10 protein-coding genes are annotated in these 11677 nt (G+C 54.8%); 6 read left to right on the top strand and 4 right to left on the bottom strand.

Annotated features, from left to right (window positions below; genetic code table 11):
- Positions 1-469: 469 nt before the first annotated feature.
- Positions 470-1927: an IS66 family transposase gene (gene tnpC, locus DN745_RS11265; RefSeq protein ID WP_111334891.1), complete on the bottom strand. Its 1458-nt coding sequence runs from the start codon at positions 1925-1927 to the stop codon at positions 470-472.
- Between the two features lie 113 nt (positions 1928-2040).
- On the opposite strand from tnpC, the gene DN745_RS11260 reads away from it, so the two are divergent.
- Positions 2041-2784, top strand: a complete 744-nt coding sequence (locus DN745_RS11260) for a hypothetical protein (RefSeq protein ID WP_133622180.1) — start codon at positions 2041-2043, stop codon at positions 2782-2784.
- Between the two features lie 613 nt (positions 2785-3397).
- Here the strand turns inward: DN745_RS11260 and DN745_RS11255 are convergent.
- A protein-coding gene (locus tag DN745_RS11255) for an IS3 family transposase (protein WP_111334887.1) occupies positions 3398-4542 on the bottom strand; the annotation gives its coding sequence in 2 pieces (ribosomal slippage) (positions 3398-4258 and positions 4261-4542; 1143 coding nt in all).
- 274 nt (positions 4543-4816) lie between these two features.
- On the opposite strand from DN745_RS11255, the gene DN745_RS11250 reads away from it, so the two are divergent.
- Positions 4817-6115: an IS4 family transposase gene (locus DN745_RS11250; protein ID WP_162687472.1), complete on the top strand. Its 1299-nt coding sequence runs from the start codon at positions 4817-4819 to the stop codon at positions 6113-6115.
- 553 nt (positions 6116-6668) lie between these two features.
- Positions 6669-7001 (top strand): hypothetical protein, encoded by a 333-nt coding sequence (locus DN745_RS19340; protein WP_133622181.1) that lies wholly within the window; start codon positions 6669-6671, stop codon positions 6999-7001.
- A 251-nt stretch (positions 7002-7252) separates the two neighbouring features.
- On the opposite strand, the gene DN745_RS11245 is transcribed toward DN745_RS19340, so the two are convergent.
- Positions 7253-7528: a hypothetical protein gene (locus tag DN745_RS11245; protein WP_111334885.1), complete on the bottom strand. Its 276-nt coding sequence runs from the start codon at positions 7526-7528 to the stop codon at positions 7253-7255.
- A 162-nt stretch (positions 7529-7690) separates the two neighbouring features.
- Between DN745_RS11245 and DN745_RS11240 the strand changes: the two genes are divergently transcribed.
- The 3 genes from DN745_RS11240 (at position 7691) to DN745_RS11230 (ending at position 10106) form a co-directional block, all read left to right on the top strand.
- Positions 7691-7888 (top strand): hypothetical protein, encoded by a 198-nt coding sequence (locus tag DN745_RS11240; protein ID WP_111334883.1) that lies wholly within the window; start codon positions 7691-7693, stop codon positions 7886-7888.
- 147 nt (positions 7889-8035) lie between these two features.
- Positions 8036-9334: an IS4 family transposase gene (locus DN745_RS11235; protein WP_162687619.1), complete on the top strand. Its 1299-nt coding sequence runs from the start codon at positions 8036-8038 to the stop codon at positions 9332-9334.
- Positions 9335-9344: 10 nt separating this feature from the next.
- The gene (locus tag DN745_RS11230) at positions 9345-10106 is read left to right on the top strand and encodes an RHS repeat-associated core domain-containing protein (RefSeq protein WP_162687618.1); all 762 of its coding nucleotides are present in this window, start codon (positions 9345-9347) and stop codon (positions 10104-10106) included.
- Positions 10107-10118: 12 nt separating this feature from the next.
- On the opposite strand, the gene DN745_RS11225 is transcribed toward DN745_RS11230, so the two are convergent.
- Entirely contained in the window at positions 10119-11483 is a 1365-nt protein-coding gene (locus DN745_RS11225; RefSeq protein WP_111334877.1) for a hypothetical protein, read from the bottom strand.
- Between the last annotated feature and the right edge of the window lie 194 nt (positions 11484-11677).

Here is an 11677-nt window from a genome sequence, read left to right as displayed (position 1 = left end):
GGCGCTTTAGATTTGCGGTGCGTCGCGTACCAGAAGCGCCCCATCCACCGCCCAGCAGGGGCAACAGCATTTCTTCCCCTATGGGGAAGATGTCGCGAAGCGACCGAAGGGGGCTGCGTACCTGCGATGCGTTGCGATGCGTCGCTTATCGGCAAAGCGTCGCGTTGCGTCGCCTAACCAGCAAGACGTTGCGGTACATTGCGTATCAGCAAAGTGTTGCGCCCGTTTGCCCCCCCCCTGAGCCCCCCGGAGTGATCATGCGAGACCATGCGCTTATCTAAGCAAGTCAATCAAACGGTGGTGGATTGTCGACCGGGGATGAGATTGAAAGGTTACCGTGTGAACGATGAGGGGTATTAAAGTTATATAAAAATAAGAGTAGTGAACTTGACCCAAATCAGAAACCGCTGGTACATCCCCAACAAATTCTAGCGTAAGCGTTCAGCGGGTCGACCTAAACGTCAGCCATTTACGCGATCAAGAGCGGTGCTGGTGCCTCATTTCTCAGCGCCTCAACCGCTTGGGTGATATAATCGAGGGCGCTGATCGACTGGCGCTTGCAAGTCTCTGCGATGGTCCACAGCCGCTCCATCATCCGCAATCCGGCGTTGGATTGCGAGCCCCAGGAGATCTTTCGCTGGACCACTGGCCCGCGAAGCGCGCGCTCCGAGGCGTTGTTGGTCATCTCAACGCCGGGGTGTTCCAGAAAAACCCAGGCCATCTTTAGATGCTTATCTTTTAGAAGCCAGCGAACTACCGCCGGCGCGGCTTTCCCGTGGGCCGCCGCCTTTTTGAGCAAGGCTTCCCACTTTGGGCGCACCTTTTGGCGGACCCATATGACGCATTTTTCGTGCGGGATTTCATCGGCGTTCGTGCGCGCCCATTTACCCTGAAGTTCGCGGCTCATGACCTCCAATTTCTTGCCAATCTGGCCGACTTCGCCGTCGAGTTCCGACATTTTTACAAACTCGCGTAGCAGGTGCGCATGACAAATTTGATGACGTTCGGCCGCCAAATATGAGTACGCGCCGTAGCGATCGGTAACGAAGATACGCGCGCCGGGGGCGCCGATAATCTCCTGGGCGACCGCTTTAGTACGACCCGACCGGATCCGATAGACGGCAGCCTGTGCGCTCTGAATGACCCAGATCCAATGCGGAAGTCGGCCTTTTCGCCAGCCGGTTTCATCGACCCCGACCTGCTCGGCCCGCTGAATCGCCGTGCACGCCTGATCGAATCCGGGCTTTAGCGCGGCGCTTGCCTCCTCAAGATGGCGCTGCACGCACCCGAGCGAGCTGGGCGCGCCGAGCACCTCGCCGACAAACCAGTCGAGTTGCCGGCGCGTGTCCGTCGTAAGCGTTCCAAGTGTGGCCAGCAGCCCAACCAGGCGCGGCCCCCAACCGCTTTTTTCGACCGCTTCGGGCAGCTTTGCGCGCGTTCGATGCCCGCACCCCGGGCACTCACAGGCCATGCGCTGGTGTTCGGTGCATTCGATAAGCTTCGGCGGAACCTCAAAAACTTGATGGCGCACCGGCTCGCCGCGTGCATCTTCAGCCGCTAGCTCGAGCCCACATTCTGAGCAATTTGTGGGAAAATACTGCTTTTGATGGTCCACCTTCTCCGGCGGCCAAAGCTCACGGTGGTGGCCCGGATGCCCCTTTTGAGCGCCCTGGGCGCGTTTTCCGTTTTCTTTTTTTTTACGCTGGGCACGCTGCTTCGGCCCATCGCTGGACGGCGGCTTCGAGGAGTTCTGCGAATTCAAATCGAGTTGGCGCTCCAATTGGTCAATGCGCTTTAACGCTTGTTCGAGTTGCGCGGCGAGTTTGGCGCAATAAAGTTCCCGTTCCTTCAGGCATCCACGAAGACGGGCGTTCTCGGCTTCGAGCTCGGCGATGCGTAAATCACGTTTGTCGGGTAGTATCTCCATCACATTAAGTGTCGGAACCGGAGGCGCTCAGGCAACCCGAAAAGTGTCTGTCAGCCCCATTTTAGGTAGACCCACTGAACGCTTACATGCGGGGTTATTCATTACGATCAATAATGTTTACGAGTGCGGTTTCGGTCTCGCTGTTTGCCTGCCAATCTGACTTGTCACAGCCTACTGAAAGTGCCCGTATGGAGTCTGTCGAGGTTAATGAAACGGCTTTGGAGTCTGCCGAAGTTAATGAGACGGGGGCGGATTCGCTGGACGAATTACTTGCTTCGATGGAAGCGGTCGGTCACGGGGAAACCTTACGTTTTAACTCAAAGCTGGAAGCCTTTTTGGGCGAGCCTCAGGCAATCGCTCGTCTCCAGGCCCGTTACCAATCGATCCCGCGCATCGAACCGGATCTTCGTCGACGCATTTCGTTCTTGGCGGCACAAATTCGAGAACCCGAGGTTATTAATTTTATTAAAATGCTTGCGCTGAGCCCTCCGGATGTTTGGGAGTCAGACGATGGAGAGAGGCGTGATACTGCTTTTTCTGTCCGAAGCAATGGGGCAATCGGTCTTGCGAAGAACTACGCAGCGAATGTTGATGGGGCAGAGGAAGCGATTTATGAGGTGTTAGTAACAGGCGACAAGGAAACAGCGCGTCTTTTGGCTCTTGAGCTTTTTAGCGACGGGAACCTGAGTAGTGCTTGGCGCGCCGCGCTTGAGTCTAGAGGCATCTCGACTGCGTTCCGATTGCTCACCGATGCTGAACTCGCCAAAGTTCGCGAGGTGCATCCGGAAGAGGTTCGCTCAGGTGAGGATACGCGGCAACGTCCACGGTCAACTAACGTGCCAGAGGAGGGACAGTAAGATGAATATCATTACATTGAGTCGAGTAATAGTTGTTGGGATAATTCTGATTGCAAGCCTTGGCGTTGTGCGAAACTCTCATGCGCAAGCCTGTGGTCGCACTGCAAGCACCGCACAGTTTGACTCATTTTATGGTTCTAATTGGAACTGCAGTCAGTCTCGGGTCGACGATATGTGGTCTAGATTTGATTTCGACAAGGGAGACTGGGATAATGGGATGGGATGGGAGGACGCATGCAATAATGCGTTGCCTCTAAAGAGAACTTTCAATGCACTGCAAGTGCTTGCCTATAGCGTTACATCTTCTCCTACGTGCAGCACGAGTAATAGCAATGTTGGCTACTGGGCGTATTGTTGGTCAGGCAACTCAATCGATGAACTTGACAGTAGCTGCAGCAACAGTAGTCGCGCACACACGGTATATGGTCCCATCATCGATAATAAAACCGAGTTGCGCGCGCCATTTTTCTATGATGAAAACGTGGTACAACGCGCAGCAACTATTTTTCACGAAGCTCGCCATGCGGAAGGGTGGTGTGGCCATCAAGGTAGTTGTTCGGGCGGGAACTGCGACCCAAATTGTGACGTTGCTCTGATTTAACGGACACTCAGTTTAAGCCGCATTGGCCATTTCGAACTCGGATGGACTGGCAAAATCGAGCGCCGAGTGTTTGCGCTGCCGATTATAAAAAACCTCAATATATTCGAAGATTTCTTGCCGTGCTTCATCCCGGGTCGCAAAGACTCTGCGATGAAGCGACTCGGTCTTTAAGGTGCCGAAGAAGCTTTCCATCGGCGCATTGTCCCAGCAGTTGCCCTTGCGACTCATCGAACAGGTCATGCCGTAATCTTTAAGCAACTCCTGATAGTCGCCGCTGGCATATTGGCAGCCTCGGTCGGAGTGGTGCAATAGGCCTTCATCGGGCTCTCGGTTAAGCACAGCCATCTGCAGCGCATTTATACACAACTTTCGACCCATCGTTTCATCCATCGCCCAGCCAACGATTTTGCGGCTATAGATATCGAGAATAGCCGCCAAATATAGCCAACCCTGCTGCGTGTCGACGTAGGTAATGTCCGCCAGCCAGACTTGATTAGGCTGGGTCGTGCTGAACTCGCGCGCAAGCAGGTTATCGGCCAACGGGAACGCGTGATTGGAGTCGGTTGTACGCCTGCTCCGCCGCTTCTGAGCCGCTTTAATGCCGTTGTCGCGCATTAGTCTCGCCACGCGGTTTCGACCGACGACACGGCCTTCATCCTTGAGAACGCGATGGATTCTTGGGCTTCCATAGGTCTCTCGGCTCTTTGCGTGAATGTCCTCAATTTTATTGAGCAACGCCTCATCTTCTTGCTGACGCTTGCTCGGGGGACGCTTTCGCCAATCGTAATACCCGCTGGTGGAGACGTCCAATACCTCGCACAAAAGCGTGACCGGGAACTCGTCGCGATGCGACTCGATGACTTCGTATCTCACGCCTGTTCCCTGTCGGCGAAGATACTCATAGCTTTTTTTAAGATGGCTCGCTCTTGCTCGAGGCGCCGCACCTTCTTCTTAAGTTCGCTAATCTCGGCCTGCTCCGGCGTCTGCTTTCCCTTGCCAGGAAAGGCATCCTCGCCGTTCTTTTTAGCCTGGCTACGCCATTGATAAAGGCTTCGGACATCGATCCCGAGTTCGTCTGCAACTTGCACGCAAGTACGGTCGTCGAGATACGACAGGCGAACCGCCTCTTGCTTAAATTCCTTTGGATACCGCTTCATTTGAACACCTCGTTGAGTTTCTGTGATTATACTCTTCGATGTGTCCGGAAAACTGAAGCAACCTCATTGGTCGAACGGATGTGTTGGCGTCGGTAGTAGTTCTGGTAAGGGGGCACTCGTGATCGGTTAAGCCCCCACCCCTCGCTTTAAACTCCGTCAGACATTGAAAAACGCCATCATATCTCCCATGTTCATGGTGCGATTAGTCGATCGTTACACGAACAAAAAAGGAGCTATGATGGCGCACATCGATTCTAAACAAACTCTCGAGTTTTTGACAACCTTTCTTCCAGACTTTGTCATCGAAAAGTATGCGCGGGCGCTCGGCGTCGTCGTGCGAGAGCGCAAGGTCGACCCAGTCATGCTCGTCTGGACGCTTGTGTTGGGGTTTCCGGCGGGCTCTAAACGGACCATCGCCTCGCTGAGGCGCCGCTTTCAGCAGGTCGCGTCCATCACGATTGCCCGTTCGTCATTCCACGACCGGCTGACCGGTTTGCTGGCCGACCTCATCAAACGGTTGGTCGACTGGAGGCTGGCGGTGCAGAAGAAGTCGATCACCAAAAACGCGGCCAAGCGCCTCGACGGCTTCAGCGAGCTTCTGGCGCTGGATTCGACCGTCATCGGGCTTCATCAGATGCTCGCCCACAGATGGGCGTCGACTCAGCCTGGCCAGGCTGCAGCCAAGTTGCATATGGTCACAAACGTCGTGTCAGGCACCGCCAATTCGGTTAAAATGACCGGCCAGACCCGGGCTGATATCGGCCCGTGGAAGACCGTCGGTTCGTGGGTCAAAAATTGCCTGCTGATGGTCGACCTGGGCTATTACGATTTTCATTTATTCAGGCGCATCGCCAAAAAGGGCGGGTTTTTCTTAAGCCGCGCCAAGTCCAACGCAAACCCGCGCATCGTCGCCTCCCACCAGCGGGTGGCGGGGAACTCTATCAATTTAGTCGGCCAGAAGCTCCAAGACGTCTTGGCGCGGCTTGAGCGCCGCATTATTGATGTTGAAGTCGAAGTCCCCGTGAAGCTTCGAAAGTATCGCGGTCGCAGTCGAACCGCGAAAATGCGTATGCGCTTGGTCGGCCAAAAACATGCCGAAACCGGTCAATACCACCTCTATTTTACCAATATCGGCCCCGAAACCCTCGGCGCCGACGAGATCGCCCAGACCTACCGGTTGCGCTGGCAGGTCGAACTATTGTTTACGCGGCTCAAAACGACGATGCGTCTCAATCAGATTCCCAGCTCAAAACCCGAAGTCGTCAAGGCGCTTATTTACGCGTCCATCCTCGCACTTTTGCTCTCCAACGCGTTTTTACAGGTGTTGCGCCAAATTAACCCTGGCCGCACCTATCCCGCCCAGCGCATGGACGCGGTTTTTCGCGACTTCGCCACCGTAATATTGCTCCATATCGCCCAGAAACGGGGAGCGCGCCGGATTGATTTGTTCAAGCTGATGACGGCCGAAGCTGCGGATCCCAATCGCAATAGACCCGGTTCACACGACATCCTATCAGCGATTCCCCTGGCTCATAAGCCCGATACGGTCGCTTTTGAGGAGGTTTCGGCTTAACCGAACACGAGTGGGTAAGGGGGCCAATGCTTATACCGTGCTGTATTTGAATTGGTTTGCGACCACCGCTCGGAGCAACTGGATTAACAGTTCAATTCGTTCATCAGCGGTGACAGAAGGTAACTACTATTTGGCAAATAGATTTAGTACTGATCCGTGCATGCGGATGAATTCTGCAGGCTATACATATTCCACCTGCTAATAACCTATTCACTCGTAAGCGGTCAGTGGGGTAGTTTTTACGGTTCAAGGGCCGTTTGAAAGACTTTCTGGACTTTGGACAAAGCAGCAACTTTAAAAGTTTATGGAAGCCTTGTTCTAGGCAGACCCACTGACGCTCATATTCACTCACCAACTTAATTCGGAGAGCATACATATGCCGCACTTAAACAACCGACCCGCTCGTCGTCGCGTGTCTATCGTTCCTCTGTTCTTGCTGCTGTGCATGCTTGGCAGCACTTCGTGCGGAAGTGGCGGTTCGGACACGGGACCCATTTACGTGTTGAATATGTCACACTTTGCGCCGACCGCGGACAATGCCGAGGAGCGGGTCATGCTCAGTGTACTTCCTAATGGGAATTACGAAATACTCCATGGACCTAAGCAACCGAAGACGGGCGTATTATCGCAGGCCGATCTTACAGAGTTGGAAGCGCACACCACACCAGCCGCTGCAGTCGCGTTGGCTGATGCTGCGGAACCATCCTATGAGCGATGTGACGGCCATGCCGATTCTTATGCAATAGACATCGGAGACCGCGAGGGCGGATCACGCAGTGATGGTATTATTTGTCTTGTGCCTACCAGTGTGGAAGGAACCGCAAAAGGGCATCTGAGTGGCTTGGTAGCACTATTTTCAAGACTCACCGAAGACGCTTCTCAGTAAAAACGAGCTTCGGCAGGCTCGCGGGATTAGGCGTTGTTTTCCTAGCGTTTTGGCAAACTGCTATAATCAAGACAACCCACCAACAGTTCACTCGTGAGGCTATGCGCGATAGCCTCACGAGTGATTTTTCATTTAGATGTAAATTTTGACGCGATCAGCATCATAACGTTATGGGGTATAGCCTTATAGGATTGGGTCTCATGATTGATCACAAGCCCGTCTTCGCCTGCAAACCTAGGGCGAACGCGCGCTTATACGCCATCAACCGTTGCCAGCCGCGCCTCGTCCGTATGCAGCCCTTGGCGCTCTTCCCAGAATGTTTTGCTTGCCGGATCCGGTAGCTCACTTTCGTGCACAAAGGCCTTCGCCGCGACCAGGCCGAGCCAGGCGCGCAGCCCATCAGCCGAAGTTACAAGACTCGCGTGCCATAAGAATCCCTGCCGGTTTTTCGAGCGGCGCGACAAGTTCTCACGGAGTTTATCGTCGTGGATCGGAAACGAAAGTTTTGTGGTATCGTGGTGGCACAATACCTGTCCAAGCTTCTCACGGGCTCGGCCGTGGCCTCAAAATGGGACAATAATAGCGCTTCATCCTCGATATTTGGATTGCGATTGGGAGTGTAATAAATTCTGTGTATTTGGGGTATTCACTCCGTCTTTTCGGAGCAACCCTTAAATTGGAGCACAGCCGTGACCAAGAAAAAGAAGACAACAAAATCACCACGCACTCAAAATTACCTCGGCGAGCCGATCGACGAGTTATTGCGCGGGTTTGCGAAAGAGGCCGCTGGCAAACCCTTGGCCGAGAGCCTGACGCCCGAGTCGCCGCTCAAGCAAATTATCGGGCGTTTCGTCGAGTTAGCCTACGAGGCACTCGTGATCGGTTAAGCCCCCACCCCCCCCCGCTTTAAACTCCGTCAGACATTGAAAAACGCCATCATATCTCCCATGTTCATGGTGCGATTAGTCGATCGTTACACGAACAAAAAAGGAGCTATGATGGCGCACATCGATTCTAAACAAACTCTCGAGTTTTTGACAACCTTTCTTCCAGACTTTGTCATCGAAAAGTATGCGCGGGCGCTCGGCGTCGTCGTGCGAGAGCGCAAGGTCGACCCAGTCATGCTCGTCTGGACGCTTGTGTTGGGGTTTCCGGCGGGCTCTAAACGGAGCATCGCCTCGCTGAGGCGGCGCTTTCAGCAGGTCGCGTCCATCACGATTGCCCGTTCGTCATTCCACGACCGGCTGACCGGTTTGCTGGCCGACCTCATCAAACGGTTGGTCGACTGGAGGCTGGCGGTGCAGAAGAAGTCGATCACCAAAAACGCGGCCAAGCGCCTCGACGGCTTCAGCGAGCTTCTGGCGCTGGATTCGACCGTCATCGGGCTTCATCAGATGCTCGCCCACAGATGGGCGTCGACCCAGCCTGGCCAGGCTGCAGCCAAGTTGCATATGGTCACAAACGTCGTGTCAGGCACCGCCAATTCGGTTAAAATGACCGGCCAGACCCGGGCTGATATCGGCCCGTGGAAGACCGTCGGTTCGTGGGTCAAAAATTGCCTGCTGATGGTCGACCTGGGCTATTACGATTTTCATTTATTCAGGCGCATCGCCAAAAAGGGCGGGTTTTTCTTAAGCCGCGCCAAGTCCAACGCAAACCCGCGCATCGTCGCCTCCCACCAGCGGGTGGCGGGGAACTCTATCAATTTAGTCGGCCAGAAGCTCCAAGACGTCTTGGCGCGGCTTGAGCGCCGCATTATTGATGTTGAAGTCGAAGTCCCCGTGAAGCTTCGAAAGTATCGCGGTCGCAGTCGAACCGCGAAAATGCGTATGCGCTTGGTCGGCCAAAAACATGCCGAAACCGGTCAATACCACCTCTATTTTACCAATATCGGCCCCGAAACCCTCGGCGCCGACGAGATCGCCCAGACCTACCGGTTGCGCTGGCAGGTCGAACTATTGTTTACGCGGCTCAAAACGACGATGCGTCTCAATCAGATTCCCAGCTCAAAACCCGAAGTCGTCAAGGCGCTTATTTACGCGTCCATCCTCGCACTTTTGCTCTCCAACGCGTTTCTACAGGTGTTGCGCCAAATTAACCCTGGCCGCACCTATCCCGCCCAGCGCATGGACGCGGTTTTTCGCGATTTCGCCACCGTAATATTGCTCCATATCGCCCAGAAACGGGGGGCGCGCCGGATTGATTTGTTCAAGCTGATGACGGCCGAAGCTGCGGATCCCAATCGCAATAGACCCGGTTCACACGACATCCTATCAGCGATTCCCCTGGCTCATAAGCCCGATACGGTCGCTTTTGAGGAGGTTTCGGCTTAACCGAACACGAGTGGGTGCCTGGGACGAGACGCTTCGGGTCAGCGAGCTCGACGCGCCGACCCACCAATTTGTCGGCTTTGAGCCGGACCCGGCGACCGGGTGGTATTTTATGGGGGCCAGGGTTTATGACCCGGAGTTGAGGCGGTGGTTATCGCCGGATCCGTTGTTGTTGGCGGCGCCGGAACTCGGTTCGGGGGAAGGGATAGAGCTAAATTTATATTCCTACGCCGGTAATAATCCGATTGTTTATACCGATCCAGATGGAACGTGTCGGCGAAATGGCGCTAAGGTTGACTGCTTTTCGGCGGCTTGGGAGGCATATCAGGCAATTACCGCCACAACCCAGCAGAGCCTTGACCAAGGGAACTACGGCGACGCGGCCGCAGGCATGGTGCTTGGCACAGCCCAAACAGTTAATGTGGGGGCTGGGTTTGTGGCTCAGGGTTTCGCCGACATTTGGAACGCCGGAGTGGATGCGAAAGGTGGCAATTATACTCCACTCGTAATGACTGTTGGCATGGCGGTTGTACCTGGTGGGCAGGTTGGAAAGGTTGCGAAGGGAGTAAATACAACTGTTTCGAGGTCGGTTAAGCGGCGGTCGAAGACGGTTAGCCAGTTACCAACTCCACCAACACTTCCGCCTAAAAGCGTTGCGAAAAGTGGCGACATCGAAATAATTCACTATACTAAGAGTGGTGATCACGGACCCGCGCATATGCATGTGAAGGGAGGAGGTAAGGAAGTCAGGATTGGACAGAATGGCAGGGTGTGAATCTCATATTGATCACGCCGCCTGAGCTGCTGGCTCAACGCACCGCATAAAGCTCGGCATCATCACCTGCATCGCGTCCTCCCATCTGGCGTCCGTCGCCAAGCTTCGCAGCGTCAAAATGGACTGTCCTCCACGGGGCTTCCAGCGCTGCCCGTTTCGCTTCATTCTCGTCTGCACCAGTTGTTTACAGCAGGCCTCGACGTGTCCGCTGCCGATGGGATGGCCTTTGGCGCGCGCCTCGGCATAGTTCATTTGGGCCTTGTGATTCGCAATGTAGGTCAACGCCTGGTGGACCGGTTTTTGCCCGCCGACCTCGAGGTTCACAGCTCGCCAGCGTTTGATCGTTCGCTCTATATTCTCAATGGCATTCGGTGTGTTGAGCAATTCGGTTTTCCATTTGGCCAATAGTTCCTTCGCCTTTTTCGACGTGGAGCGCTTATTGCAAAACGCAGTGAGGGCGGCCGAGAGCTTTTCGACAACGTGATAATAGTCGATATAGCGCGCCGCTTCGGGATAATCGGCATCGAGGATGTTGCATAATTCGGCCGCCCCATCGCTTAAGGTGACGACCTCTAAATCCTCTCGGCGCCCGCCAATCGCCGCCACATCCCACTTCATCTGCTCGCGTAAAATATGGGCACCTTCGCCCGGCATACGCCCGTATCGAAGCGTTTTAAGTGGCTCGCCTGTGCCGTCGTAAAGAGTCAGCGTGCCGCAATACGCCATGCGCCAGTTCAGCTTCTGCTCTTCATCGATCAGCAGGCTCACTCGGTCGATGGACACCGCGAGTCGGGCGGCCGCATCGGGTATTTTAAAAGCTTGAATCGTGGCCTCTTCGTGCTGATCCCGGTCCGCTTCCCAGCGCGCCCCAAGGGTGCGCGCGACGCGCTTAAAGCTATTAAAGGAGTACGCCATTGCTCCCAATTTTTGGGCGACTTTTGAGGCCGCGCGCTCGGGAAGTTCCTGGGCGATATAGGCCATCGCCTCGGCGCAGCCGGGTGTCCACTCCCCGTGCACCATCCCGACCCTCGCCTCCAGTGGGCAGACAATCGCGCCGTTGTGCTCGCCGCTGGGACGATAGACATGGCGCGCCAGCCGAACCTCGCCGCGCTGTGTGTGGTAGGTTTTTTCGACGGGTTTGCTCATCCGATAATGACACGCCCCATCGACATTAATAAGTGATGCGTCGAGGTCATAGCCGAGTAACCATCGGCCGATTGCCTCAGCTCCGAGCCGGTCGCCCGCGCGGGCAATCTTTAGCTCGGTAATCCTTGGTTCCTCGCTGCTTCGAGCCTGGATGACCGTCTCGATCAGGTCTTCGAAAAACGGCTGAAGTTGCTTGCGAATCTCGTCTCGTTTATGCGATTGTTGGACCATGGGGCGCCTCCTTGGCAGTAACTGAGTTCTTGGTCGAAAACAGTTTTGCCATAGACGGCGCTCCTTTTTCAATTCAACCGGCGGCGACTACGCGTTCAGGCCTTGATAAATACGAGATCCACACCCGAATGGCAAGCCTCTCAAGGGAGAGCCAGAGTTATCTAGCGCGCAGCATAAATTGATCGAAGAGAATA

This window comes from Bradymonas sediminis (genome assembly GCF_003258315.1).
GTDB classification, from domain to species: domain Bacteria; phylum Myxococcota_A; class Bradymonadia; order Bradymonadales; family Bradymonadaceae; genus Bradymonas; species Bradymonas sediminis.
The sequence above is the reverse complement of the archived record's forward strand: the minus strand, read 5'-3'. Positions and strand labels throughout refer to the sequence as shown.